The 24,844-nt window shown below is 66.3% G+C and carries 22 protein-coding genes; 13 read left to right on the forward strand and 9 right to left on the reverse strand.

The annotated features are described in order from the left end of the window. Positions 1-11: 11 nt before the first annotated feature. Complete coding sequence (locus tag C8J30_RS01460; RefSeq protein WP_110803946.1) at positions 12-3,440, reverse strand: transglutaminase family protein; 3,429 nt, start codon at positions 3,438-3,440, stop codon at positions 12-14. A gap of 175 nt (positions 3,441-3,615) precedes the next feature. Here C8J30_RS01460 and C8J30_RS01465 point away from each other — a divergent pair, with 175 nt between their 5' ends. Then, positions 3,616-5,664, forward strand: a complete 2,049-nt coding sequence (locus C8J30_RS01465; protein WP_110803947.1) for a 4Fe-4S binding protein — start codon at positions 3,616-3,618, stop codon at positions 5,662-5,664. After that, on the forward strand, positions 5,661-6,512 hold the full coding sequence (locus tag C8J30_RS01470) for an FAD:protein FMN transferase (protein WP_110803948.1): 852 nt from the start codon (positions 5,661-5,663) through the stop codon (positions 6,510-6,512). The genes C8J30_RS01465 and C8J30_RS01470 overlap by 4 nt, the downstream gene beginning before the upstream one ends. On the opposite strand, the gene C8J30_RS01475 is transcribed toward C8J30_RS01470, so the two are convergent. Then, positions 6,509-7,396 carry a substrate-binding periplasmic protein gene (locus C8J30_RS01475; protein ID WP_110803949.1) on the reverse strand — a complete coding sequence of 296 codons (888 nt, stop codon included), beginning with the start codon at positions 7,394-7,396 and terminating at the stop codon, positions 6,509-6,511. The genes C8J30_RS01470 and C8J30_RS01475 overlap by 4 nt on opposite strands. Positions 7,397-7,413: 17 nt before the next feature. After that, positions 7,414-8,097, reverse strand: a complete 684-nt coding sequence (pedF, locus tag C8J30_RS01480) for a cytochrome c-550 PedF (RefSeq protein ID WP_110803950.1) — start codon at positions 8,095-8,097, stop codon at positions 7,414-7,416. A gap of 186 nt (positions 8,098-8,283) precedes the next feature. On the opposite strand from pedF, the gene C8J30_RS01485 reads away from it, so the two are divergent. The 3 genes from C8J30_RS01485 to C8J30_RS01495 are packed head-to-tail and all read left to right on the forward strand — an operon-like array spanning position 8,284 to position 10,696. After that, positions 8,284-9,276 carry an ABC transporter substrate-binding protein gene (locus C8J30_RS01485; RefSeq protein ID WP_110803951.1) on the forward strand — a complete coding sequence of 331 codons (993 nt, stop codon included), beginning with the start codon at positions 8,284-8,286 and terminating at the stop codon, positions 9,274-9,276. After that, a complete protein-coding gene (locus tag C8J30_RS01490; protein ID WP_342767496.1) occupies positions 9,276-10,106 on the forward strand; it encodes an ABC transporter permease in 831 nt (276 codons plus the stop codon). The genes C8J30_RS01485 and C8J30_RS01490 overlap by 1 nt, the downstream gene beginning before the upstream one ends. Further along, positions 10,103-10,696 carry an ABC transporter ATP-binding protein gene (locus tag C8J30_RS01495; RefSeq protein ID WP_110804276.1) on the forward strand — a complete coding sequence of 198 codons (594 nt, stop codon included), beginning with the start codon at positions 10,103-10,105 and terminating at the stop codon, positions 10,694-10,696. The genes C8J30_RS01490 and C8J30_RS01495 overlap by 4 nt, the downstream gene beginning before the upstream one ends. Before the next feature lie 226 nt (positions 10,697-10,922). Here C8J30_RS01495 and C8J30_RS01500 read toward each other — a convergent pair whose 3' ends face one another. From C8J30_RS01500 to C8J30_RS01520, 5 genes are read right to left on the reverse strand one after another with little or no spacing between them, the layout of a single operon-like run. Beyond that, positions 10,923-11,711, reverse strand: coding sequence for an ABC transporter permease (locus tag C8J30_RS01500; protein WP_110803952.1), 789 nt, complete (start codon positions 11,709-11,711; stop codon positions 10,923-10,925). Next, positions 11,708-12,430: an ATP-binding cassette domain-containing protein gene (locus C8J30_RS01505; RefSeq protein ID WP_181420732.1), complete on the reverse strand. Its 723-nt coding sequence runs from the start codon at positions 12,428-12,430 to the stop codon at positions 11,708-11,710. Before C8J30_RS01505 ends, C8J30_RS01500 begins: the two co-directional genes overlap by 4 nt. Further along, on the reverse strand, positions 12,423-12,863 hold the full coding sequence (locus C8J30_RS01510) for a cupredoxin domain-containing protein (protein ID WP_110803954.1): 441 nt from the start codon (positions 12,861-12,863) through the stop codon (positions 12,423-12,425). The genes C8J30_RS01505 and C8J30_RS01510 overlap by 8 nt, the downstream gene beginning before the upstream one ends. A 9-nt stretch (positions 12,864-12,872) precedes the next feature. After that, the gene (locus tag C8J30_RS01515; RefSeq protein WP_110803955.1) at positions 12,873-13,835 is read right to left on the reverse strand and encodes a YVTN family beta-propeller repeat protein; all 963 of its coding nucleotides are present in this window, start codon (positions 13,833-13,835) and stop codon (positions 12,873-12,875) included. Continuing rightward, positions 13,832-15,001 (reverse strand): ABC transporter substrate-binding protein, encoded by a 1,170-nt coding sequence (locus tag C8J30_RS01520; protein ID WP_110803956.1) that lies wholly within the window; start codon positions 14,999-15,001, stop codon positions 13,832-13,834. The genes C8J30_RS01515 and C8J30_RS01520 overlap by 4 nt, the downstream gene beginning before the upstream one ends. Before the next feature lie 115 nt (positions 15,002-15,116). Between C8J30_RS01520 and C8J30_RS01525 the strand changes: the two genes are divergently transcribed. The 6 genes from C8J30_RS01525 (at position 15,117) to C8J30_RS01550 (ending at position 22,471) form a co-directional block, all read left to right on the forward strand. Then, positions 15,117-15,659, forward strand: a complete 543-nt coding sequence (locus C8J30_RS01525) for a tetratricopeptide repeat protein (RefSeq protein WP_110803957.1) — start codon at positions 15,117-15,119, stop codon at positions 15,657-15,659. Between the two features lie 113 nt (positions 15,660-15,772). After that, positions 15,773-16,159, forward strand: coding sequence for a c-type cytochrome (locus C8J30_RS01530; protein WP_110803958.1), 387 nt, complete (start codon positions 15,773-15,775; stop codon positions 16,157-16,159). Between the two features lie 196 nt (positions 16,160-16,355). Continuing rightward, positions 16,356-18,125, forward strand: coding sequence for a PQQ-dependent methanol/ethanol family dehydrogenase (locus C8J30_RS01535; protein WP_110804278.1), 1,770 nt, complete (start codon positions 16,356-16,358; stop codon positions 18,123-18,125). 182 nt (positions 18,126-18,307) lie between these two features. Then, on the forward strand, positions 18,308-19,027 hold the full coding sequence (locus C8J30_RS01540) for a response regulator (RefSeq protein ID WP_110803959.1): 720 nt from the start codon (positions 18,308-18,310) through the stop codon (positions 19,025-19,027). Between the two features lie 46 nt (positions 19,028-19,073). Continuing rightward, the gene (locus tag C8J30_RS01545) at positions 19,074-20,243 is read left to right on the forward strand and encodes an FIST N-terminal domain-containing protein (RefSeq protein WP_110803960.1); all 1,170 of its coding nucleotides are present in this window, start codon (positions 19,074-19,076) and stop codon (positions 20,241-20,243) included. After that, positions 20,240-22,471: a hybrid sensor histidine kinase/response regulator gene (locus C8J30_RS01550; protein ID WP_110803961.1), complete on the forward strand. Its 2,232-nt coding sequence runs from the start codon at positions 20,240-20,242 to the stop codon at positions 22,469-22,471. Before C8J30_RS01545 ends, C8J30_RS01550 begins: the two co-directional genes overlap by 4 nt. Positions 22,472-22,473: 2 nt before the next feature. On the opposite strand, the gene mnmA is transcribed toward C8J30_RS01550, so the two are convergent. Further along, positions 22,474-23,613 (reverse strand): tRNA 2-thiouridine(34) synthase MnmA, encoded by a 1,140-nt coding sequence (gene mnmA, locus C8J30_RS01555; RefSeq protein WP_110803962.1) that lies wholly within the window; start codon positions 23,611-23,613, stop codon positions 22,474-22,476. Between the two features lie 125 nt (positions 23,614-23,738). Here mnmA and sciP point away from each other — a divergent pair, with 125 nt between their 5' ends. Beyond that, complete coding sequence (gene sciP, locus C8J30_RS01560; RefSeq protein WP_013067386.1) at positions 23,739-24,017, forward strand: CtrA inhibitor SciP; 279 nt, start codon at positions 23,739-23,741, stop codon at positions 24,015-24,017. A gap of 95 nt (positions 24,018-24,112) precedes the next feature. Next, positions 24,113-24,826: a response regulator transcription factor CtrA gene (gene ctrA, locus C8J30_RS01565; protein WP_110803963.1), complete on the forward strand. Its 714-nt coding sequence runs from the start codon at positions 24,113-24,115 to the stop codon at positions 24,824-24,826. The last annotated feature ends 18 nt before the right edge of the window (positions 24,827-24,844 follow it).

The following is a 24,844-nucleotide window of genomic DNA, read 5'->3' on the forward strand; positions in this document are numbered from 1 at the left end:
GATCGTGAGCCTCACTCAAGCCCGATGGGACGGCGCAGGTCAAGGGTTAGCGGAAACTCCGGGTGTGGAACCTCTGGGGCGGGGGTGTAGGGGGCGGGGCTGTGGCCCATCGGCTCGAACCGGGCAAGGCGCCGGGCCTCGGCTTCGTTGGCGTTGACCGGGAAGGTGTCGTAGTTGCGCCCGCCCGGATGAGCGACGTGATAGGTGCAGCCCGCCAGCGCCCGGCCAGACCAGCGGTCATAGATGTCGAAAACCAAGGGCGTGTTCACCGGCAGCGTCGGGTGCAGCGCGGCAGGCGGCTGCCAGGCCTTGAAGCGCACCCCCGCGACCGAGGTCCCCGCGGTGCTGGTGCGCGTCATCGGCACCGGGCGGCGGTTGCACATCACGGTGTAGCGGTCCTGATGCAGGCTCGTCAGTTTCACCTGCAGCCGTTCGACCGAGCTGTCGGTATAGCGCACGGTGCCGCCGATCGCCCCGGTTTCGCCGAGCACATGCCAGGGCTCGAGCGCCTGACGCAGTTCCAGATGCACCCCCTCGGCCTCGATCTGGCCGCAGAAGGGGAAGCGGAACTCGGATTGCGCCTCGAACCAGACCGGATCGAAGTCGAACCCATGCGCGCGCAGGTCGGCGAGCAGGGACAGCAGATCCTCCCACAGGTAATGCGGCAGCATGAAACGGTCATGCAGCACCGTGCCCCAGCGGACCGGCCGCCCGGTGACGGGGGCGTTCCAGAGCCGCGCGATCAGCGCCCGGATCAGCAGTTGCTGCGCCAAGGACATGCGCGGATGTGGCGGCATCTCGAAGCCGCGGAACTCGACCAGACCCAGACGGCCGGTGGGGCCATCGGGCGAGAAAAGCTTGTCGATGCAGATCTCGGCGCGATGGGTGTTGCCGGTGACATCGATCAGCATGTTCCGAAGCAGCCGGTCGATCAGCCACGGCGGCGGCAGGTTCCCCCCGTTCACCGGATCGCCGATCTGGGCCAGAGCGATTTCAAGTTCATAGAGCGTGTCATGTCGCGCCTCGTCGATCCGCGGCGCTTGGCTTGTCGGCCCGATGAAAAGACCCGAGAACAGATAGGACAGGCAGGGATGGCGCTGCCAGATCAGGATCAGCGATTTCAGAAGGTCCGGGCGGCGCAGGAACGGGCTGTCGTTCGGGGTCTCGCCGCCCACGACGACATGGTTGCCACCGCCCGTCCCGGTGTGGCGCCCGTCGATCATGAACTTGTCGGCGCCAAGGCGCGACAGGCGGGCCTCGGCATAGATCGCCTCGGTCGTGGCGACGCAATCCTCCCAGCTGTGCGCGGGGTGGATGTTCACCTCGATCACGCCCGGATCGGGGGCGACGCGGATCACATTGAGCCGCGGGTCCTGCGGCGGCGCATAGCCCTCGATATGGATCGGCAGGTTCAGCTCGGCCGCTGTCGCCTCGGCGCTGGCGATCAGATCAAGATAGTCTTCGAGCGTGTCGCAGGGCGGCATGAAGAGGCACAGCCGCCCGTCGCGCGGTTCGATCGCAATCGCCGTGCGCACCGCGCCGGTCGCCGGATCGGTGCCCTGCGCCAAAAGCGCCCCCCGCTCGGTCGGGTCACGCTCGCTGCGGGTCGATTTCTGCTGATGCTCGGGGCTGACCGCAGGCAGGAAGGCCGCCTGTTCCCGGGCTTCCTCGGCGGCCAGCCGGTCGATCTCGGCCTGAATCTTCGCGCGGCGCTCGGCAATGGCCGCGCCGAAATCCGGCAGCGGCCCGACCTCGACCGTGGGATCGGCGGGATAGGAATAGGGATAGGCCGCGGGCGGCACATAGGGCAGCGCGCCCAAGGGCAGGCGGAAGCCCACCGGGCTGTCCCCCGGCACCAGGAACAGATGCCCGCGCCGCGGCGTCCACAGTTCCGAGCGCCAACGCCGCCCCTCCGCCCGGCCTTGCCAGGGCTGGATCGGCAAGACGCATCCCGAGGGCTCGGTCAGGCCGCGACTGAAGACCCGGGCGTAACGGGCGCGGTCCTCGGGGTTCTTCAGCTTCGGGTTTTCCGGGCTGACATTCGGCGGCAGGTTCGCCTCTTTCAGGATCCATTCGCCGGGGTCTTCATAGGCAGGCTGGGCAAAGACCGGATCAAGCCCCAGATGCGTGGCGAAACTCTCCATGAAGCGCCCGGCCTCGGCGGGGCCGACCGGAGCGGCAGCGTTTTCGCGCGCGACCAGATCGGGGTTTTGCCAGACCGGCACGCCATCGCGGCGCCAGTACAGCGAAAAGGTCCAGCGCGGCAGGCTTTCGCCCGGATACCACTTGCCCTGCCCGTAATGCAGAAAGCCGCCCGGCGCGAAGCGCGCGCGCAACCGCCGGATCAGATCATCGGCCAAGGCGCGCTTTTGCGGCCCGACGGCTTCGGTGTTCCATTCGGCGGACTGGAAATCATCGACCGAGACGAAGGTCGGCTCGCCCCCCATCGTCAGACGCACATCGCCCGCGCTCAGGCTTTCATCGACCTTGCGGCCAAGCGCATTCAGCCGATCCCAGGCCTCTTCGGAAAAGGGCTTGGTGATGCGCGGATGCTCGGCCACGCGCCGCACCGTCATGTCGAAATCGAACCGCGTCTCGGGCGTGCCCACCGCGGTAAATCCCCCCGCGATCGGCGCGGCATTGCGGTAATGCGGGGTGGCTGCCAAGGGAATATGGCTTTCCCCCGCCAAAAGCCCCGAGGTCGGATCAAGCCCCACCCAGCCCGCGCCGGGCAGGAAGACCTCGACCCAGGCGTGCAGATCGGTGAAATCGACCTCGGTCCCCGAGGGGCCATCCAGCGCCTTCACATCGGGGGCGAGCTGGATCAGATAGCCCGAGACGAAGCGGGCGGCGAAACCGAGATGGCGAAGCACCTGCACCAGCAGCCACGAGCTGTCGCGGCACGAGCCCGACGCCAGCCCAAGCGTCTCGTCGGGCGTCTGCACGCCGGGCTCGAGCCGGATCGTATAGCGCACCTCGCGCGAGATGCGCGCGTTCAGATCGACCAGAAAATCCACCGTCCGGGTCTTGGTGAAATCGATGGTGCCGATGAACTGCGCCAGCCGCGGCCCCTCGGGTTCGGGGGTGCGGTAGATCGACAGATCGTCGCGCAGCTCCTCGGGATAGGCAAAGGGCCAGGTCTCGGCCGTCTCCTCAAGGAAGAAATCGAACGGGTTGTAAACGGTCATGTCGGCGACCAGATCGACCTCGATCTTCAGCTCGGTCACCGGCTCGGGAAAGACGAAGCGGGCCAGCCAGTTGCCATAGGGGTCCTGCTGGTGGTTCACGAAATGCCCGCCGGGGCTGACCTTGAGGCTGTGCGAAATCACCCGCGTGCGCGAATGCGGCGCAGGGCGCAGGCGGATGATCTGCGGACCCAAGCTCACCGGGCGGTCATAGATGTAATGCGTCAGGTGATGGATCGATGCGTGAATGGCCATGTCTTCCCCCGTTCGGTGCGCCGAGTTTAGGAAGGCCCGCGGCGGATGCCACGGCAAAGCGGCGCCGGGCGAAAAGGTCGCGCGGATTTTCGGGCATCTGCCTGAAATTTGGGCGATGCCGATCTTGCACCAAGGTCGAATAGGCAGCCTGTCCCGGCTCAAGCACAGTTGCGACATGATCCGGTTTTTGCTCATCTGGCTGGCCTTTGCGACCCCGCTTTGCGCGGAGGTGCTGACGCGCGATCAGCTTTCGGCGATGATCCTTGCGCCCTACGAGCTTGGGCAGCCGGTGAACGACAAGGGCGTGTGGACACTGCTCAATTCCGGCGGCGGCGAAGCCGGTTTCGTCTTTGAAACCGCCCCCTTGGCGCCCTTGCCCGGGTTTTCCGGCGCGCCGATCGACCTGCTGGTGCTGCTCGACCGCGAGGGGCGGTTCATCGACGTGCGGCTTTTGCACCAGAACGAGCCGATCTTCGTCTCGGGTCTGGGCGAGGCGCCGTTCCGGGCATTTTTGGAACAATATCGCGGCCATTCGATCAACGAACCGCTGGTCGTCGGCACGCCTTACGGCTCGGGCGGGACGGCCTCGGACAATGTCTATCTGGACGGGGTGACGAAGGCGACAGCCTCGGTCCGCATCGCGCATGACTCGATCCTTGCGGCGACGCTGGCGGTGGCGCGCGAAAAGATGCAGGGCGTGGGGGCGGGGCCGGCGCCAAAGCCCGATCCCGCGCATGACGAGGCGCTGGATTGGAAAGCGCTTCTGGATCAGGGGCTTGTTGGCCGCTTGCAGGTGAGCGAAGCGCAGCTTGATGCGGCCTTCAAAGGCACGACATGGGCGCATGATGGCGCGGGGGCCGACCCGGAGGCGCCCTTCATCGATCTTTACGCGATCGATCTTGGGCCGCCGTCGCTCGCCCGGGCGGTGCTCGCGCCCGAGACGCTGGCCGAGATCGCCCGCTTCACCGCCCGCGCCCCGGATGACGAGTTGTTCCTGCTGATCGAGGCGGGGCAGCATGGTCTGGTGTCCGAGGATTTCGTGCGCAACACCGCGCCTGACCGGCTGACGGCGGTGCAGGACGGGCTGCCCTTGGTGCTGCGCGATGCCGATATCCTGCCGGAACTGGCCGCGGATCTGCCGCCCGAGTTGAGCGATGCGACGAAGATGGTGGTGCGCCTCGATCGCCGTCTGGGCTTCGATCCGACCCGACCCTGGGAGTTGCGGTTGCAAGCCGTGCGCCAACACGGGATGTTTCAGGCCGAGGTCGGCTCGGCGCATTTCCCGGTGGCTTTGCAGACACCGGAGCGGTTCTTCCTGCGCCCCGCCGCGCCCGAACGGCTGAGCCCTTTTGCCGAGGCGCTGCGCAACCGCGCGACCGACCTATGGGCTTTGGCCGGGTTTCTTGCCCTCTTGATCGCGGCGCTTCTGACGCAATCGCGGCTCGCGGGGCTGCGTGCCTTCACCCCGGTGCGGCTGACGATCCTTGCGCTGGTGATCGGCTTCGTCGGCTTCTGGGGGCAGGGGCAGCTGTCCATCGTCACGGTGATGGCGGTGGCGCGCGGGCTCGTCGCGGGCGGGCTCGAGGTGCTGCTTTACGACCCGTTCGGTCTGGCCGTCTGGGCGGCGGCGGGGCTCGGCTTTCTGCTTTGGGGGCGGGGGTTCTTTTGCGGCTGGCTCTGTCCCTTTGGCGCGATGCAGGAATTCGCCCATCACGCCGGGCGGCTGTTGCGCCTGCCGCGGATCGAGCCGCCGCGCAGTTTGGCCCGGGCGCTGCTCTGGACCGGTCCGATTGCGGCAACTGGACTCATCGCCGTGGCCTTCCTTGCGCCCGAACATGCCGAGGCGGCGGCGGAGCTCGAGCCCTTCAAGACCGCGATCACGATGCATTTCGACCGGCCCTGGCCCTATCTGATCTGGGCAATCGGCTGGCTTGCGGTCTCGACCGTCTGGTTCAAGGGCTTTTGCCGCTCGGTCTGCCCCTTGGGCGCGGTGATGCGGCTCGGCGGGCTTTTGCGGCTGCGCGCCTTCATCCCGCGGCGGGTGGAGTGCGGCAAGCCCTGCCAGCTGTGCAAGGTGCGCTGTGCCTATGGTGCGATCAAACCCACGGGCGAGATCCGCTATTCCGAGTGTTTCCAGTGCCTTGACTGCGTGGCGATCCATGATGACAAAAGCCGCTGCGTGCCCTTGGTGCTCGCGGCGAAACGGGCGCGGAGGGTGGCATGAAGCGGCGGCGGTTTCTGCAGATCGTGGCGGGGGCGGCGCTGATCGCCCAAGGCGCGCGGGCCGAGACCTGGTCCGGTCAGGCCTTTGGCGCCGATGTGCGGATCACCGCGCCGGGGGCGTTGCCGCTTGCCGACATCCGCGCCGAGATCGCGGCGATCGAAGCGACCTTTTCGCTTTACGCCGAGAGCGAGCTGACCCGGCTGAATGCGGCCGGGCGCGGGGCGGGATCTGACCGGTTGCGCGCGGTTCTGGCAGTGGCTAAGCGCGTGCATGACCTGACGCGCGGCGCCTTTGACCCGACGGTGCAGCCGCTCTGGCGGGCCTTGGCAGAGGGGCGCGATCCGGTGCAGCCGCGCGCGGCGATCGGGCTGCATCGGGTGCAGATCGGGCGCGAGATCGTGCTCGCGCGCGGGCAGGCGCTGACGCTGAACGGCATCGCGCAGGGCCATGCCGCCGACCGGGTGGCCGAGATCTGTGCGCGCGCGGGCCTTGGCGCGTGTCTGATCGACATGGGCGAGTTTCGTGCCTTGGGCGGGCCGTTCCGGCTGGGCATCGAAGACCCCGCGGCGGGGATGGTGGCGGCGCGGATGCTGACGGGCGGGGCGATGGCGACCTCGTCCCCCGCGGCGATGGCCTTTCCGGGCGGCTCGCATATCCTTGGCCCGCATGGACAAATTCCGCGCTTCTCGACGGTGACGGTGGAGGGCGCGAGTGCCACGCTCTGCGATGCGGCCTCGACCGCCTTCGTGCTGATGGAGCGCGAAGACATCGTCACCGCGGCGCAGCGGATGCGGCTGCGCGCGGTGACGGTGGTGGATTTCGAGGGGAATTTCGAGACGCTGGTCTAGCGCAGCGGCGGTTTGAAATCGACGCCATAGGCGGCAAAGATCGTCGCGATCCGGCCATCGGCGAGCGCCGCGGCAATCGCGTCATCGACCGCATAGCCAAGGTCGTGATGCTGCAGCGACACACCCACGCCGAGCGTCCAGCTTTGCTTCGCCAGACCGAGGAACGGCGGCTCGTGCACGCCGATCCCGGGGGCAAGATTGGCGTCGATCTCGGCGCGCGGACCCATCGCCGCCATCACCTCATGCGCCGCAAGCCCGGCCATCGCCGCGCCGGTCGACTTGTAGCGATGCACCTTGTCTGCCGTCGCCCCGTGCGCGACCGAGGTCAGGAAGAAATCGGAAATCGAGTCATTCTCGACCCCCACCGGATCGTAGCGAAAGACCGGCGGCGTCGGCGGTTTCTCGGGGTAGCTCGCTTGGTCATAGGCAATCGCCAGCCGCTCGGTCGCATATTGGCCGGTGAAGACCACCTGATCGAAGCGGCAGGCATAATCCACATCATAGGGCACATGCAGCATCAGGTCGGAGACGTGCCCGCCCACCACCGCGCCGCGATAGACGTAGTTGAGCAGATCGGCATCCAGCGTCTCGCCCGCCTGCACCAGACGGATGCGCGGCTCGACGCCCAGATCGGCGGCAATGAGCTTGGCGATCTCGACATCGATGCCCTTCGGCGTGCCGTTCTCCTCCCAGGACCAGGGCTTGTAATCCTCGTAAAGCGCAACCTCGATCCAGCCTTCCGCGCGGATGCGGTCAAAGCTGCGCCCGATGTCCTGCACGGAGGTGTTTTGCGGCTTCTGGCCGGGCGCGACGCCTTCGCAGGCGGCCTGAACGGACAGGGGGGCAAGGCCGACGAGCGCCAGCGTCAGAGCAAGGTTCCGCATCCGCCCAGCCCCCGCGCTCATTTCGCTGCCGACAGGCCAAGCTCGAGCAGCTCGGCCGCGTGCTTGAAACTCGCCTTGTCCTCGGTCAGCACCTCGGCAGCACGGCTCACGGTGCTGTCGGCCACCGGCGCACCGGAGAAGGTCTTGACCTCGGAGTTGATCTGTTCAAGTTCGACCTTGATCGCCTTGCCATCCGCCGTGCCCGCGATCAGATCGGCCACGATCGCTTCGATCCGGTCGTTGTGGGCGTCCAGCGCGCCATCTTCGGGGCGGGTTTCGATATAGGTGCGGATCGCCCAGCCCGCCTTTTGTCCAAGGATCGGACCAAAGGCCGGCATCTTCGTCGTGCCATCCTGCGTGTAGCCATGCTGGAAGCGCTCGGCGAACCATTCGTCGCCGTATTCCTCGGCTTCGAGGAAGCGCAGATCCGGCGCAAGCCCGCCCGAAACCGCGCCAAGGCCGTGACAGCGCGCACAGTTCTGGTTGAAGCCGGAATCGCCGATCTTCACCGCGGTCTTCCAGACATCCTCGCCCACCTTGTCGGCGCGATAGGGGTTCTCGGTCAGCCATTCCTCGCCCACCTCGGGCAGGGCATCTGTATTCACCGGCTGTGGGGCCACGTTGCCATGCGCAAACAGCGGCCCGGGAAGGCTGGCAAGCAAGAGGGCCGCAAGGAAACGGCGGTTGCGGACGTCAAGCATCTCTCTCTCCCTTCGATCGGTGCTGCCAAGGTGTTAACGGGGCCGACCCCCCGCGTTCCATTCGACCTTGGTCTTGGTCAGTCCCGATCCTGCCCGAGCCGGGGGCGCGGGCGTATTGGCCATTGGTCTAATAGGAAGGGGGCAGGGTGGGGGGTAGCGTGCCTGCAACGAATGAGGGAGGAAACCATGATCAAGATGACACGTCGTGGCGTGCTGGGGGTTGGGCTGGCGACGGGCCTTGCCGCCCTGATGGCGTCAGGCGTTGCCGTGTTCGCGGGCGATCTGCCGACGTTGACGGTTGCGGCGCTTGAAGGCGGCACGGTGAACTGGGAACTCGACACGATCAAGCATTACGGTCTGGATACGGCGAACGGCTTCACGCTGAATGTGCTGCCCGTGGCGGGCAACCCCGCGGCCGAGGTGGCGCTGCAGGGCGGCGAGGCAGAGGCGATCGTGACCGACTGGTTCTGGGTCGCGCGGATGCGCGCCGAGGGCAAGGATTTCACCTTCATCCCCTATTCGCGCGCGGTCGGCGGTCTGCTGGTCAAGCCGCAATCGGGGATCATGGATCTGGCCGATCTGAAGGGGAAGAAGATCGGCATCGCGGGCGGGCCGCTCGACAAAAGCTGGCTGATCCTGCGCGCCTATGCGCAGCAACGCTTCAACATCGATCTGGCGAAGGAAACCGAGCAGGTCTTCGGCGCGCCGCCCTTGATCATGGAGGCTGCGCTTTCGGGCGAGGTCGATGCGGCGATCAACTTCTGGCATTTCGGCGCCAAGATGCAGGCGCGGGGGATGGAGCCGCTCGTTTCGACCTCGGATGCCGCGAAGGCGCTGGGGCTGGATCCGGAAACGCCGCTGCTCGGCTATGTCTTCTCGGAGAAGCTCGAAAAGGACAAACCCGCCGTCGTCTCGGGGCTGCGGGCCGCGTCGAAGGCCGCCAAGCAACTGCTCGCCACGGATGATGCCGCCTTTGCCCGGCTGCGCGAGCGGATGAATGCGAAATCCGACGCGCAATATCTGGCGCTGGTGGCGGGCTATCGGGCGGGCATTCCGGTCGATGCGCCGGTCGATGAAGCCGCCGCCGACAAGATGCTGAAGCTGATGGCCGGGATCGGCGGCGAGGACTTGCTCGGGCCGGTCAAGGAACTGCCCCCGGGCACCTTCCTGACGAACTGATGTTCACCATGGCGCGCAAGCCGCAGCCGCAGGCGGGAGGGGGGATCGTCGCCCCTCCCGTCGTCGTCTCTGGCGGGCAGGAATGGCGCGCGGTCGGGCGGACGGCGGTGTCGATCCTCGCGGCGCTCTTGGTCTGGGCGCTTTTGGCGGCGGTGCTGGGCGATCCGAGCCATGCGCCCGGGCCGCAGCAGGTGCTGCCGGAACTGGCGCGGGGCCTTCTGTCGGGCAAGATGCTGCCTGATCTCGGCGCGACGATGCTGCGGGTCGTGTCCTCTTTCGTGCTGGCGATGCTGGCGGGGACGGTGCTGGGCATCGTGCTGGGCCTGTCTCGCCGGGTGAATGACTGGTTCGATCCGTGGCTGACGATCTGGAACAACATCCCGGCGCTGGTGCTGATCGTTCTGTGCTACCTCTGGATCGGGTTGAACGAGACCGCGGCGATCACCGCCGTGGCGCTGAACAAGGTGCCGCTCGTCGCGGTGATCCTGCGTGAGGGCGTGCGGGCGCGTGATCCGGCGCTGTCGGAAATGGCGCGGGTCTTCGGCATGGGCTTTGTTGCGCGGCACCGCCACATCCTCATTCCGCAGCTGATGCCGCATCTCATCGCCGCCGCGCGGGCCGGTCTGGCGCTGATCTGGAAGGTCGTGCTGGTGGTCGAATTCCTTGGCCGTTCGAACGGGATCGGCTTCCGTATCCATCTGAATTTTCAGATGTTCGACATTGCGGGCGTGCTGGCTTGGGCCGCCGCCTTCGTCATCGTGATGCTGGCTGTCGAATGGCTGATCCTTGCGCCGCTCTCGGTGCGGGCGAACCGCTGGAGGCGGGAATGATCGCGCTCGATCTGCAAGAAAAGCGCTTCGGCAGTACCGTGGTTCTGGGTGCACTCAACCTGCGCGTCGCGGGCGGCGAGGTGCTGGGGATCGAGGGCCCCTCGGGCTCGGGCAAGTCGACGCTGTTGCGGATTCTGGCCGGGGTGGACACCAGGTTCCGCGGCGAGATGCAGGCGCCCAGCCGTCGCGCGATGGTGTTTCAGGAGCCCAATCTGATGCCGTGGCGGCGGGTTCTGGACAATATCATCCTGCCCACCGGCGCCGATGAAGGGACGGCCGAGGCCTGGCTCGCCCGTGTCGGTCTGGCAGGATATGGCGCGCATTGGCCCGGGCAGCTGTCGCTCGGTCAGGCGCGGCGGGTGGGGCTGGCGCGGGCCTTTGCGGCGCGGCCCGATCTGCTCATTCTGGACGAGCCCTTCGTCTCGCTCGATGCCGGGCGGGTCGAGGAGTTGCTGGACCTTACGGCGGAGCTGATTGCCGAGACGAAACCGGCGGTGGTTCTGGCCTCGCATGCGCCGCAGGAACTGGACCGGCTGGCAACGCGGCGCGCCCGTCTGACGGGCCGCCCCGCGCGGTTGAGCGAGGGGTGAGCCCGGTTTCGGGCGGATCAGGAAAGGCACTGCCTTTCCCCGCCCGTTTCGAGCGCCTGTCGGCAAGACCGTTTCCCCAAGCGTGACAGAGGCCTGCGTCCCGCCCCGGCGGCGCGGATGCGCCCGCCGATGGCGGGGCGGGCGCAGGCCGAGGGCCTTTTGGGCCCTCGGCGGTCACTGGGCCTGTGGCGCGCATGGCCTCGGCGATGGCCTCGGCCAAGTCGGGTCATTCCCCCTTCGGCGGCCTTGTCCGCGCGGGTTCATAGCCCCAAAGCGCGAGCGCGAAGAACACCGCCGCCGCCGCCGCGGTCACCGCCAGCGACACCGCATTCAGCTGCAGATAAAGCGCGAACCGGATCAGCTCGACCGCATGGGTGAAGGGGTTGAGCCGACAGATCCAGGCGAGCCAGGGCGAGGCCTCCTGCATCTTCCAGATCGGGTAAAGCGCCGAGGACAGGAAGAACATCGGGAAAATCACGAAATTCATCACCCCGGCGAAGTTTTCCAGCTGCCGGACCCGGGCCGACAACAGCAGGCCGAGCGATCCGAGCATCAGCCCCGAAAGCGCGAGCGCGGGCAGGGCGGCAAGGTAGCCCAAGGGCGGCAGATGGATGCCATAGGCCCAGGCTATGCCCTGAAAGGCCGCGACCTGCACGAGCCCCACCAGCGCCCCCGCGACCAGCTTCGCCCCAAGCAGAAACCAGCGCGGCCAAGGTGCTGTCAGCATCAGCCGCATCGTGCCGCTTTCGCGGTCGTTCACCAGCGAGAGCGAGCTTTGCATGGCGGAAAACAGCAAGATCATCCCGCAGAGCCCCGGGGCGATGTAGGTCTCGTAGGGGATGTAGGTGCGATAGGGTGGGATGATCGACATGCCCAAAGCGGCGCGAAAGCCTGCGGCAAAAACGAAGAGCCAGACCAGCGGGCGGACAAGGGCGGCAAAGAACCGCTCGCGCTGGCTCAGGAAACGGGCGAGTTCGCGGGTCATGATCGCGCCCGCGGCGCGAAGGGCGCTCATGCGGCGGCTCCGGTCTGCGCCAGAAACCAGTCTGGCAGGGGCACTGTGCCGCGCAAGGCACCGACCGCACCCGCAGCGGCAACGCGTCCGCGGTGCAGCAGCACCATCTCGTCGCTGTCGCGCAATTCATCAACCAGATGCGTCGCCCAAAGCACGGTGATGCCCTGCGCCGCAAGATCATGCACATGCGCGGTGATCGCGGCGCGCGCGGGCGCATCCAGCCCCACCGTCGGCTCGTCAAGGAGCAGAAGCCGCGGGCGATGCAGCAGCGCGCGGGCAATCTCCATCCGCCGCCGATGCCCGCCGTTGAGCTTGCCGACCTTCTCGCCCGCCCGCTCGGCCATGCCCAGACGGGCGAGGGCCTCGTTGATCCGGGCCTCGGTCTCGGCGCGGCCAAGCCCTTGCAGCGCTGCGAAATAGCGCAGGTTGGCGGCCACGGTCCGGTCCAGATCGTGGGTCGGTTGCTGAAAGACGACCCCGATCCCGGCCAAGGCCGCGCGCGGGCTGCGGCCCATGTCGACGCCCGCCACGGTGACGGCGCCGGCGCGGGGCCGGATCAGCCCGGTCAACACCGCCATCAGGGTCGATTTGCCCGCCCCGTTCGGCCCCAAGAGCGCGCAAAACCGCCCCGGCGGAAGGCTGAAGCGGACGTCGTCCAGCGCGGTTTTCGCGCCCCAGCGGTGGCTCAGCCCCGCGACGGAAAGGGCGGGCTTACTCAATGGTGATCGCCAGACGCTGATCGGCGCCGGTCGAACCCGGGATCATCAGCGCATATTGGCCGGGTTTCACCGCGATGAAGGTGATCTTCATCGTCCCCGGCTCGTCGAATTCGACCGACTGCAGGCCCATCGGCCGCACTTCGAGCCCCTCGATCACCACTTCATCGACCCAGACGGCGTGGAAGAAATCCGCGCCCGTCAGCCCGATCTCGCCCGAGCCGTCCGAGGTGATCTTGACCGTATAATAGGTACCGGATTTCAGCACCCACGGCCCGCCCATAGGTTCGCCGACCGAGAGCATCACCTCGGGCAGCTTTTCCTTGTTGCCCGCGGCCAGAAGCCCGGCTGGCGGGGCCTCGTCACCGTCACTCTCGGCAAAGGCGGCGGTGGCGGCAAGGCCGAGGAGGAGCGCAAGGGCAATCAGAAAACGCATGGGCAAACCTCAATTCGGGGTCGGGCGCGCGGCGGCACCCCAGGGAAAACGGCCGACCTTGATCGTGGCCAGAGGTTCGAGCGCGGCGACATCGATCACCGTCACATCGCCCGAAACGCCGTTCGTGGTGAAAAGCTTCGTGCCGTCGGGCGAAAGCGCCAGATGCCAGACGCGGCGGCCGACCATCAGATAGCGCTCGACCGTGAACGTCTTCGCGTCGATCACCGCGACATGGTTGGCCGGGCCGAGCGCGACGAAGACCTTGGTCCGGTCGGGCGAGAAGAGCATCCCGACAGGCTGGATCTTTTCCGGCCGGATGCCGGGAATTTCGAAGGCAATCTTGCCCTTCTCGGTCTGGGTTGCGGCATCGAACACCGTCACCGTGCCGCCGATTTCGGCGCTGACCCAAAGCTCCGCCCCATCGGGCGAGAACTCGGCATGGCGGGGGCGGCTGTCGACAAGGCTGTTCGCGACAATCTGATGCGTCGTCGTGTCGATCCAATGCGCCATGTTGGTGGTTTCCGAGGTGGTGACCTGCACCTTGCCGTCAGGGGAAATCCCCATCCCCTCGGGTTCGACGCCGACATCGATCTGCGCCACGACCTTGCGGCTTTGCGTGTCGACGACGGTCGTCACCGCGTCATTCTCGTTCGCGATGTACAGCAGCTTGTCATCGGGGGCGAGCACGAACTGTTCGGGGTCTTCGCCCGAGGGCAGGTCGTGCAGGATCGCACCCGTCTCGGGGTCCATCACCTCGACCGCGTCACTGTCCGAGGCGCAGATGTAGAGCTTCTTGAAATCGCGGGAAAAGGTGATGCCGCGCGGGCGCTCGCCGGTGGGGTAGGTGGCTTTCACGGCGAGTGTGGCCACGTCGATCACGCTGACCGTGTCATCGGATTCGTTCGTCACCCAGATTTCATCGGCCAAGGCGGGCGTGGCAAGCAGGGTCGAAAGCAGCAGGGCGCGGATCATGGGGTGGCTCCGAAGGCTTTGCAAAGGGTTTCGGGGCGGTCGGTGCCGAGCGTGTCGAGCTCGTTTTCGGCATGCAGGAAGCCCTCGAGCGGGGCCATCGCCACCACGGCGCGGTCCGTGACGAGCGGTATCGGCTGGCGCATCTGCCCGTCCCAGGGGCGGAAGCTGACCGGTTGACCCAGAAAGGCGGCGATGCGGGCCTTGTCCGACAGAAGGAAGCTGCGCAGCGTCGCCGGATCGGCCTTGCCCGCCCGCGTGCGCGCATCCGAAATGGCGGCGACGGCGACCCAGGCGGCGAAATCCTCGTCCTGCATCGGGCGGTTGGCCGCGACACGGAAGCGGTCTTGCAACTGCGCGGCGCCGTAATCCTCGACCACCTCGGTCCAGCCTTTCGCACTCAACCCTTCCGAGCCTGCGACCGGTCGGGGCAGCCAGGTGTTGAAAGGGATGTAGCGGGCGAAATCGCCGCGTTCGTCGGCGACCAGCAGCACGTCGTGATCGCGCAGATCTTGCGTGAAGAGCGGCACCTCGGCCGCGCCAGAGCGGCGCATGTCGGAGGTGAGCGGCCAGTCCTTTTCGCCCGCCAGCGACAGGCCGAACTTGGTCAGGCTCGCTTTCAGGGCGTCGGCAAAGGCGCGGTCCTCGGGCTGCGGGCCGGTGATCAGCGCCAGATGTCCCCAGCCCTTTTTCAGCAGCATCTGCGCCAGCGCATCGGTGCGCATCGCCAGCGACGGGATCGCATGCAGCACATTCGCCCGGCAGTCTTCATCGCGCAGCCGTTGATCGGGGGCGGAGGTGTTGAAGATCAGCGCCCCCTTGGCCTCGGGCAGATCGGCGAGCGCCAGAAGATCGGCGGCAGGCGCGCGCACGATCAGCACCTTGGCGCCCTCGGCGAGCGTCTTTTTCGCGGCCGTCAGGAAGTCGTCGGCAGGCGACACCACGGTTTCGTGCAAGTCCCAGTCGATCTTGAGGAACTTGCCGGTCGTCGCGATGTCGGTCACGCTGAGCCGCGCGCCCGCAAGGCCCAGATCGGCCGGATCGCCCGCGAGGTTCGAGAGCACCGGCGGCGGCTCCACCTGACGTTCGAGCCAATCCAGCCGGATCGTCTCGGCGCAAAGCGGTTGCGACGCCAGCACCAGAAATGCGGATGCGACAAGGTTTTTCATGCTCTTCCCCCTGCGGTCAGGCTTCCCCTGCGCGGGCGCAGGCGCAATACGACCAAGGTCTAGGGCGGGCGAAACCGGCCCCGTGCTAGCCTGTCCGAAAGCCCGGAGGTGCCCGATGCGGATGATCCTTGTGTGTGGTGGTCTTGTGCTGGCGATGGCCGGTGCCCTGCGCGCCGAGGAGGCGGGGCAGGGCGATCTGAACCCGCCCGAGATGAGCCTTGAGCGGGTGTTGCGCGATGTCGAACGGGGCGAGACCTCGATGACGAATTGCGCAAGCGGCTATTACATGACGAAATCGGGCGATCACCGCGCCGCGCGCGAGGTCTTTGGCCTGTGCGCCCAGCGGGGCTGGACCGGCGCGATGACCTGGATGAGCCAGCTTGACGACAACGGGCTCGGCGGTCCCGAGGATCCGGCGGCGGCGGCCGACTGGAACCGGCAGGCGGCCGAAGCGGGCGATCCGATCGGATTGTTCAACCGCGGGCTGGATCTGTTGCGCGGGCGCGGCATTGCCCGCGACCCCGAGGCGGGGCGGCACTTCGTCGATCAGGCCGCCGCCGCGGGGCTTGGCGATGCGAAGCGGTTGCAGCGCGCGGGCTACGATTGGCGCGCGGTGACGCCCGATGCGGATGAAGGGCACTACATGCCGCAGGGCTAAGTCTCTGGTTTCGTCCTTACCTTCGACCAAAGTCCAATGGCGCATTTGATGAAGATCAACCGAGGGTGCGGCAAGCGGATTAGACTAGCCCCGAATGATCAGGAGAGTTGGCCATGAGACAAAGCATCATCCTTGCCGCCGTGTTGGCCGCGGCATTCGCGCAGACGGCTCAGGCCGATCCGACGCAACGCATCAAGATCGATGCCGGGCGTCAGTTCTTCGACGCCAATTGCCACCGCTGCCACTCGGTCGATGCCGACAAGAAAAGCTACGGGCCGCTGCTCGAGGGCGTTGTTGGGCGCCGCGCCGGGACCTTCCCGGGCTATCCCTATTCGAAGGCGCTCGCCGCCTCGGGCTTCGTCTGGACGAAGGGCGCGATCCGCGCCTGGATGGAAGCGAATGACCAGCTCGTGCCGGGCACGAAAATGCGCCATGTCGGCATCACCGATCCGACGGTGCAGGATTTCATCGTCGAATATCTGGCCAGCCTGCAGCCCTGAGACGGGTGGCTTCGGTCCGATCTGAATTGGCCGCGTCCCTCGACGCGGCCTTTCCGTTTGCCCTTAAATCGGCTTCGCGCCACGGGTCGTAAGACCAATGGACAATACCCGCAAACCCCGCGCCTCGCCGATACTTCCCGAAGCCGTGATCAGACCTTTGCGGGGCGTGATCGGATAACAGGGAGGAGCAATGAACATGAACCGTTTCGTTCTGGCCGCGGTGGTGGCCTTGACCTGCTTCGGAACCGCCCAGGCGGGCGGGGTGACCGAAGACGATCTGCGCAATGACCAGCAAAGTGCCGAGAACGTCGTGACGAACGGCATGGGGCGCGATCTGCAGCGCTTCAGCCCGCTCACCACGCTCAACCGCGACAACGTCAAGAACCTCGTCCCGGCCTGGGCCTTCAGCCTTGGCGGCGAGAAGCAGCGCGGACAGGAAAGCCAGCCGATCGTCTATGACGGCATCATGTATATCACCGGGTCGTATTCGCGGCTTTACGCGGTGGACATCCACACCGGCAAGGAACTGTGGCAGTTCGATGCGCGTCTGCCCGAGGGCATCCTGCCCTGCTGCGACGTGATCAACCGCGGCGCCGCGATCTATGGCGACAACGTGTATTTCGGCACGCTTGACGCGCGCATCGTCGCGCTCGACCGCAAGACCGGCTCGGTCAAGTGGAACAAGAAGATCGCCGATTACAAGGAAGGCTACAGCTACACCGCCGCGCCGCTGGTCGTGAACGGGCTTGTCATCACCGGCAACTCGGGCGGTGAATTCGGCATCGTCGGCGAAGTGCAGGCGCGCGACGCCGAGACGGGCGAGCTGGTCTGGACCCGTCCGACGATCGAAGGCAACATGGGCACCTACAAGGGCAAGCCCTCGACGATGACCGGCACGCTGAATGCGACCTGGCCGGGCGATCTGTGGAAGACGGGCGGCGGTGCCACCTGGCTTGGAGGCTCCTATGATGCCGACACCGACACGATCATCTTCGGTGCGGGCAACCCGGCGCCCTGGAACAGCCACCTGCGCAACGCCGGCACGCCGGTCGAGGGCAACAAGGGCGACAACCTTTACGCCGCCTCGCGCATCGGGCTTGATCCGAAAACCGGCGAGATCAAGTGGCACTTCCAGACCACCCCGCGCGAAGGCTGGGACTTTGACGGGGTGAACGAGGTCGTGGGCTTCGTCGACAAGGACGGCCAGAAGCGCTACGCCACCGCCGACCGCAACGGCTTCTTCTACGTGCTGAACCGTCAGGACGGCGCTTTCGTCAACGCCTGGCCGTTTGTGAAGAACATCAGCTGGGCCAAGGGCATCGGCAAGGATGGTCGGCCGATCTACAACGAAGAGAACCGCCCCGGCGCGCCGAACCCCGCCGCCGAAGAGGGCAAGGGCCAGCAGGTCTTCGCCGTGCCGTCCTTCCTTGGCGGCAAGAACTGGATGCCGATGGCCTACAGCCAGACCACGGGCCTGTTCTACGTGCCCTCGAACGAATGGGGCATGGATATCTGGAACGAGCCGATCAACTACAAGAAGGGCGCGGCCTATCTGGGCGCGGGCTTCACGATCAAGCCGCTGTTTGAGGATTACATCGGCTCGCTGAAGGCGATCGATCCGAATACGGGCGAGGTGAAGTGGGAATACAAGAACGACGCGCCGCTTTGGGGCGGCGTGATGACCACCGCGGGCAAGCTGGTCTTTGCTGGCAACCCCGAGGGCGACTTCATGGCCTTTGACGCCGAAACCGGCGAGAAGCTGTGGTCGTTCCAGACCGGGTCGGGCATCGTCGGTCAGCCGATCACCTGGGAACAGGACGGCGAACAATATGTGTCGGTAATCTCGGGGTGGGGCGGCGCGGTGCCGCTCTGGGGCGGCGAAGTGGCCAAGCGCGTCAACTATCTGAACCAGGGCGGCACGGTCTGGACCTTCCGCCTGCCCAAGCAGCTCGCCTCTGTCAATTGAGGGGGGCGAACCGAGGGGGCTGAGGTTCCGCTACGGCGAGAGGGCGTCCGGGGCAACCCGGGCGCGCTTCCCATTCGGGCAGGCCAATGCGACCATTGGACAATACGGCCCCGGCCCCAGGGTTGTTAGGGTAGCTTTACACGTCGCGCCGCAAAACGGCGCATCAAGACAGGACAGGCCCGATGACCCCGGAACCCGCCGCCGCCGCCAGCCCGCGCACCGATTTTCGCTCGGCGCTGATCGTCGATGATCACCCGCTGTTTTGCGATGCGCTGGCGATGACGTTGCAGGCCGTGGCCGGGATCGAGGATATCGACAGCGCCGACAGTCTGGAAACCGCGCTGGCCCGGGTCGAAACCGCCGCGGGCGCGCCGGCCGACATATTGGTGCTCGACCTCAACCTGCCCGACGTGAACGGTCTCGACGGGCTGATGCGGCTGCGCCAAGCCGCGCCCGAGATGCCGATCGTCGTCGTCTCCTCGATCGATGATCCGCGGGTGATCCGCGCGGCGATCTCGGCCGGGGCGGCGGGCTTCGTGCCGAAGCATTCGCGCCGCGAACTCTTTCGCCTCGCCTTTGCCGCCATCGCGCGCGGCGAGATCTTCGTGCCGGAATCGACCGGGGACAGCCTGGCCACCGGCGACGGCATGAGCCCGCAGGACGAGGCGATCCGGCGCCTGAGCCTGCTCACCCGGCAGCAGGCGAATATTCTGGAACAGATCTGCGCGGGCAAGATGAACAAGCAGATCGCCTATGACCTGTCGATCGCGGAAACCACGGTGAAGGCGCATGTGACGGCGATCATGCGCAAACTTGGGGTCTATTCGCGCACGCAGGCGGTGTTGCTCGCGCGGGAAGCGCAGATCACTGCGCCCTTGCCCGAAGGGTGGCGCAAGCCGTAGTCTGCACGCAAGAGTTGAGACGCCATAGCGGCAGGAGGAGGCTGCGATGGATCATCCCGACAGCGGCTTGTGGCGTGGGCCAGCCGCAGCAACGCCTGCGCGCGCGGCGGTTCCGGCCGCGCTGCCCGATGCCCTGCCGCGACTGGCGCGTGCGCTTGGCCCCGGGCCTTTTGCGCAGGTCTTCCTGTTTGCCAGCCCCGAGGCCGATCTGGCGGCGCTTGCCGCGCAGGCGCCCAGCGTCTTCGGCACGGCGCGGGTCTGCGGCTGTTCCACCTCGGGCGAGATCACCGAACAGGGCTACGACAGCGGCCAGATCGTCGCCTTTGCCCTGCCTGCGGCCGGGTTCGAGGTCGAGCAGTTGCTGATCGAACGGCTTGATGCGCTCGACCCGCGGGCGCTGATTGCCGAACTTCTGCGGGCGCGGCAGGCATTGGGGCGGCGGGTGCCCGAGTGGACCCACGAGGCGGCGGTGCTCTTGATCGACGGGCTGTCGGGGCAGGAGGATGCGCTGGTCGCGGCGCTGTCGGGGGGCTTGGGCGCGGTGCCGGTCGTCGGCGGCTCGGCGGGCGATGCGGCCCGGTTCGAGAATGCCCCGGTCTTTGCCCGCGGTGGTCTGCGCGAGAATGCGGCGGTGCTGACGCTGATCCGCTCGGCCTGGGAATTGCGGCCGTTCTGCTTTGCGCATCAGCGCCCGACGGCGCGGCGGATGGTGGTGACGCGCGCCGATCCCTCGCGACGGTTGGTGGAGCGGATCAACGACGAACCGGCGGCGCGGGAATATGCCCGCGCGCTGGGGATGCTGCCCGAGCAGCTGACGCCGTTCCTGTTTGCCGCGCATCCTTTGCTGGTGCGGGCGGGCGGGCGGCATCATGTGCGCTCGATCCAGCAGGTCGAGCCCGATGGCGGGCTGACCTTCTTTTCCGCCATCGACGAGGGGCTGGTGCTGACCTTGGCCGAGCCGGTCGACATGGTGGCGCATCTGCGCGAGGAAATGGCGGGGCTTGCCGAAGACGGCCGCCCGGCGGTGATCCTTGCCTTTGACTGTTTCTTCCGGCGGCTCGAGGCCGAGGGGCGGCAGCTGTCGCGCGAGATTTCCGAGGTATTGATGCAAAACGGTGTCTGGGGGCTGTCGACCTATGGCGAGCAGGTGGGCGCGATGCATGTGAACCAGACGCTCACCGGGCTGGCCTTCTACCCGCCCGAGGGCCGCAAATGAGCCCCGATGACCTGCAGGCGGCCCGGGCGCTGGTCAATCCCGGCGATACGCCCGAACGGCAGAACGAGAAGCTTCTGACCATCGTCGGATCGCTGATCCGCCATGCCGAGGAAATCACCGAGGACCGCGGCGCCGCCTGGGTGCAGTTCGAACGCGCGGCGATGCTGGAGGAGCAGGTCCGCGACCGCACCCGCGATCTGGAGCGGGCGCTCGATCTGCTCAATGCCTCGAACGCGCGACTGGCCGAGGCACATCGCGAAACCGAGGCGGCGCGGCTCAATCTGGCGTCCGCCATCGAGACGGTGCAGGAGGGCTTTGCGCTGTTTGACGCCAACGACGTGCTGGTGATGTGCAATTCGCGCTTCAACGGGCTCTTGCCCGACATCCGCATGCAGATGCAGCCGGGGCTGACCTTCACCCGTTACGTCGAGATCGCCGCAAGCTCGCGCCATCTGGGCATGCCCGACGGGATGACGCGGAACGACTGGGTGCGGATGCGGCTGATGCGGCACCAGCAGCACCATTTCATCCTGACCCAGCAGATGGGCGAGGATCGCTGGGTGCAGGTCTCGGAGCACCGCACCCGCGAGGGCGGCACGGTGATCCTGCAGACCGAGGTCACCGATTTCATCCGTCGCGAGCGCGAGGCGCGGGGGCGACGGCTCGACGATCAGGCCGCGGTGCTGCGCCCGACGCTTGAGCATCTGAAGATCGGGGTGTGCCTGTTTGACGTGCGGCTGCACCTTCTGGTCTGGAACGAGCGGCTGGCGGAATTCCTGACCCTGCCGCGCAACCGGCTTTGGCGGGGGATGCATTTCGATGCGCTTCTGGAACAGGTGCGCGGGCAGTTCATCTTTCCGGGCGGCCATTCGGCGCGGCAATTGTCGGACTGGGTGCGGCGCGCGCGGCGCATCGAGACCTTTCAGATCGAGGTGACGCGCGAAGGCGGGCAGGTCTACGAGATCTTCGCGCAGGAATTGCCCGATGGCGGCTTCGTCGTCTCGCTCGAAGACATCACCGAGGTGCGCTCGACGCTGGCCGAACTCAGCCGGGCGAACGAGACGCTGGAAGCGCGGGTGACCGAGCGCACCTGCGAATTGGAAGACGCGCTGGCGAGTGCCGAGCGGGCGAATGCGTCGCGCGCGCGATTCGTGGCGGCGGCGAGCCATGACCTGTTGCAGCCCTTGTCGGCGGCAAAGCTGTATCTAGCGTCCTTGGGCGATGACGCGCTGACCGTGCCGGCGCGGCGCACGCTCGACAAGGCGCAGAACGCGCTTCTGTCGGTCGAGGGGATTTTGGGCGCGCTGCTCGATATCTCGCGGCTCGAATCGGGTCGGGCGGCGATTGACCCTTGCGCCGTGCCGCTTGGGCCGGTGTTCCGGCAACTGGCCGACGAATTTGCCCCGGCGGCGGCGCTCAAGGGGTTGCGCCTGCGCGTCCGCCCGACCGAGGCGGTGGTGTTTTCCGACCGCGCCTATCTGCGTCGGATTTTACAGAATTTGATCTCGAACGCGATCCGCTACACCGCCAAGGGCTCGATTCTGGTCGCGGCACGGCGGCGCGGCGGGCTTTGGCGGGTCGAAGTGCGCGATTCGGGCCAAGGCATCGCCGAGGAACATCAGGAGCTGATCTTCCGCGAGTTTCAGCGCATCGACGCCCATGCCTCGGCCTCCGAGGGGATGGGGCTGGGCCTTGCCATCGTCGACCGGGCGGCGGCGCTTCTGGGCCACCCGCTGTCGCTGCGCTCGGAGCCGGGGTGCGGCTCGACCTTCCTGCTCGATCTGGTGCCGGGCGCGCGGCCGCTGGCGCTGCCCGAGCCGGGGCAGGCGGTGCGGATCGGCCGTGACGCCGAGGGGCGCGAACTGGTGGTGCTCTTGATCGAGAACGACCCGGAGCTGTCGCGCGCGATGGTGCAGTTGCTCGAAAAATGGGGGGTGAGCGTGCTGGACGTCCCCTCGGGCGAGGAGGCGCTGGAGCTGATCGAGGCCACGGGGCTGGTACCCGACCGCTGTCTGATCGACTATCAGCTGGGCGCGGGGATGAGCGGGCTCGACTGTCTGGCGGTGCTGCGCGAGCGGCTGGGCGATGTGCCCGCGCTGATCGTCACCGCCGACCGCAGCGAGGAGCTGGCGGCAGAGGCGCGGGCGCTTGGCGTTGCGGTGTTGCAAAAGCCGATCCTGACCGAGGCGCTGTCGGAGTTCCTCTTCGGGGCCGGATCGGCGAGCTAGCGTTACGCCTTGACGATCCAGCCACCGCCGAAGATGCGGCTGCCGCCGGTTTCGTAAAAGACGCAGGCCTGACCGGGGCTGACGCCTTCCTCGGCCTCGATCAGCTCGACCTCGGCCGTGGTGGCCGAGAGCGGCCGCACCAGCGCCGGACGCGGCGCCCGGGTCGAGCGGATCCGCACCGAGACCTCCCATTCCGGCTGGCTGTCGAAGGGCGCATCGCCGAGCCAGTTGATTTCGCCGACCCGCAGCAGCCGCGTGGCGAGCGCGTCCTTCGGTCCGACGATCACCCGACGCGTCTCCGGGTCGAGTTTGACGACGTAAAGCGGATGATCCCCAAGGCCGCCGATGCCCAGGCCGCGGCGCTGGCCGATCGTGTAGTGAATCACACCTTTGTGAGTCCCCAACACCTTCCCCGACAGATCGACGATCTCGCCCGGATCCGCGGCGCCCGGGCGTAACTTCTCGATCACGCTCGCATAATTGCCGTTCGGCACAAAGCAGATGTCCTGGCTGTCGGGCTTGTCTGCGACAACCAAACCGAATCTGGCCGCAAGTTTACGAGTTTCCGCTTTCGAGGGCAGATGACCGAGCGGGAATCGCAGGAAGGCGAGCTGCTCGGGTGTGGTCGAGAACAGGAAATAGCTCTGATCGCGCATCGGATCGGCGGCGCTGTGCAGCTCCGGTCCCTGCGGCCCGAGCTTGCGCTGGATGTAATGCCCGGTCGCCATGCAATCGGCATCGAGGTCCTTGGCCGTCTCCAGCAGGTCCTTGAACTTGACGCGCTCATTGCAGCGGATGCAGGGCACGGGCGTCGCCCCGGCCAGATAGGCATCGGCGAATTCCTCGATCACGGCCTCACGGAAAGTGTTTTCGTAATCAAGGACATAGTGCGGAAAGCTCATGGCTTCCGCGACGCGCCGGGCATCGTGAATATCCTGCCCCGCACAGCAGGCGCCCTTTTTCGCCAACGCCGCGCCATGGTCGTAAAGCTGCAAGGTCACGCCGATCACGTCGTAACCTTCCTCCTTCAGCATCGCGGCCACGACCGAGCTGTCGACGCCGCCCGACATGGCGACGACCACGCGGGTGTCTGCCGGGGCCTTGGGCAGGCCCAGCGAATTCAGGGGGAGATCTTTCGGCATCGCAACAGTCCTTTAACCAGACCCGCAGGAATATAGGAAAATGCGATCTACTCTCAACCCTTGGCTAAACCCAGCGTTAAGGCCCGCCGCGCATTCTGCCCCCATGAAGACGAGGGGGTGAACCCATGTATCTGAAAAAAGTCGACGGACCGCGCGCAGTCACGCTGCCGGATGGCACGATTCTGACCCGTGCCGACCTTCCGCCGAAAGAAACGCGGCGTTGGGTGGCGTCGCGCAAGGCGATCATCGTGCATGCGGTGACGCATGGGCTGATTGGTCGTTCGGAAGTACTTGAACGTTACGGTTTATCGGAGGAAGAATTCGATATCTGGGCCGAAGCGGTCAAGAAGCATGGCATCGCAGGACTTAAAGTTACGGCTATTCAAAAGTATAGACAACTTTAGGTTGCAAATGAACGAAATCCTGCGACAGTAACTACGTGTTAACCATTTGGTGCCAAGGTCGAAGGTGATCGAGGGATTAATGCGGAGAACCCAGGATGCGGATTTTGTTGGTAGAGGACGATCCAACGACCCCTCGCAGCATCGAGCTGATGCTGACCCATGCCAACCTCAACGTCTACTGCACCGACCTTGGTGAAGAAGGCATCGACCTTGCGAAGCTCTATGATTACGACCTGATCCTGCTCGATCTGAACCTGCCCGACATGAACGGGCTCGAGGTGCTGCGTCAGCTGCGTCTGGCGCGGGTCGATACGCCGATTCTGATCCTGACCGGTGCCGATGACACCGAGAACAAGATCAAGGGCTTCGGCTTTGGCGCCGATGATTACATGACGAAACCCTTCCATCGGGAAGAGCTGGTGGCGCGGATTCATGCGATCATCCGCCGCTCGAAGGGGCATTCGCAGTCGATCATCCGCACCGGCAAGATTTCGGTGAACCTTGACGCCAAGACAGTGGAAGTCGGCGGCAAGCCGGTGCATCTGACCGGCAAGGAATACCAGATGCTGGAACTGCTCAGCCTGCGCAAGGGCACGACCCTCACCAAGGAGATGTTCCTCAATCATCTCTACGGTGGCATGGATGAGCCGGAACTGAAGATCATCGACGTCTTCATCTGCAAGCTGCGCAAGAAGTTGGCCGAAGTGACCGGTGGCGAAAACTACATCGAAACCGTCTGGGGCCGTGGCTATGTGCTGCGCGATCCGGATCAGGGCGATATCGACCGCCGCATGGTCGTTGGCGCCTGATCTCTTCCGCTTTCTCTG

Source organism: Rhodobacter viridis, from assembly GCF_003217355.1.
Classification (GTDB): Bacteria; Pseudomonadota; Alphaproteobacteria; order Rhodobacterales; family Rhodobacteraceae; genus Rhodobacter; species Rhodobacter viridis.

Bases quoted from the DNA above. Each gene is read 5' to 3' on its own strand.
- C8J30_RS01515 (WP_110803955.1), bottom strand. From the start codon at position 13,835: ATGATCCGCGCCCTGCTGCTTTCGACCCTGCTTGCCACGCCCGCCTTG.
- C8J30_RS01510 (WP_110803954.1), bottom strand. From the start codon at position 12,863: ATGCGTTTTCTGATTGCCCTTGCGCTCCTCCTCGGCCTTGCCGCCACC.
- C8J30_RS01460 (WP_110803946.1), bottom strand. From the start codon at position 3,440: ATGGCCATTCACGCATCGATCCATCACCTGACGCATTACATCTATGAC.
- C8J30_RS01490 (WP_342767496.1), top strand. From the start codon at position 9,276: ATGTTCACCATGGCGCGCAAGCCGCAGCCGCAGGCGGGAGGGGGGATC.
- C8J30_RS01550 (WP_110803961.1), top strand. From the start codon at position 20,240: ATGAGCCCCGATGACCTGCAGGCGGCCCGGGCGCTGGTCAATCCCGGC.
- C8J30_RS01545 (WP_110803960.1), top strand. From the start codon at position 19,074: ATGGATCATCCCGACAGCGGCTTGTGGCGTGGGCCAGCCGCAGCAACG.
- C8J30_RS01520 (WP_110803956.1), bottom strand. From the start codon at position 15,001: ATGAAAAACCTTGTCGCATCCGCATTTCTGGTGCTGGCGTCGCAACCG.
- C8J30_RS01525 (WP_110803957.1), top strand. From the start codon at position 15,117: ATGCGGATGATCCTTGTGTGTGGTGGTCTTGTGCTGGCGATGGCCGGT.
- C8J30_RS01530 (WP_110803958.1), top strand. From the start codon at position 15,773: ATGAGACAAAGCATCATCCTTGCCGCCGTGTTGGCCGCGGCATTCGCG.
- C8J30_RS01500 (WP_110803952.1), bottom strand. From the start codon at position 11,711: ATGAGCGCCCTTCGCGCCGCGGGCGCGATCATGACCCGCGAACTCGCC.
- mnmA (WP_110803962.1), bottom strand. From the start codon at position 23,613: ATGCCGAAAGATCTCCCCCTGAATTCGCTGGGCCTGCCCAAGGCCCCG.
- pedF (WP_110803950.1), bottom strand. From the start codon at position 8,097: ATGCTTGACGTCCGCAACCGCCGTTTCCTTGCGGCCCTCTTGCTTGCC.
- C8J30_RS01485 (WP_110803951.1), top strand. From the start codon at position 8,284: ATGATCAAGATGACACGTCGTGGCGTGCTGGGGGTTGGGCTGGCGACG.
- C8J30_RS01495 (WP_110804276.1), top strand. From the start codon at position 10,103: ATGATCGCGCTCGATCTGCAAGAAAAGCGCTTCGGCAGTACCGTGGTT.
- C8J30_RS01535 (WP_110804278.1), top strand. From the start codon at position 16,356: ATGAACCGTTTCGTTCTGGCCGCGGTGGTGGCCTTGACCTGCTTCGGA.
- ctrA (WP_110803963.1), top strand. From the start codon at position 24,113: ATGCGGATTTTGTTGGTAGAGGACGATCCAACGACCCCTCGCAGCATC.
- C8J30_RS01475 (WP_110803949.1), bottom strand. From the start codon at position 7,396: ATGCGGAACCTTGCTCTGACGCTGGCGCTCGTCGGCCTTGCCCCCCTG.
- C8J30_RS01465 (WP_110803947.1), top strand. From the start codon at position 3,616: ATGATCCGGTTTTTGCTCATCTGGCTGGCCTTTGCGACCCCGCTTTGC.
- sciP (WP_013067386.1), top strand. From the start codon at position 23,739: ATGTATCTGAAAAAAGTCGACGGACCGCGCGCAGTCACGCTGCCGGAT.
- C8J30_RS01470 (WP_110803948.1), top strand. From the start codon at position 5,661: ATGAAGCGGCGGCGGTTTCTGCAGATCGTGGCGGGGGCGGCGCTGATC.
- C8J30_RS01540 (WP_110803959.1), top strand. From the start codon at position 18,308: ATGACCCCGGAACCCGCCGCCGCCGCCAGCCCGCGCACCGATTTTCGC.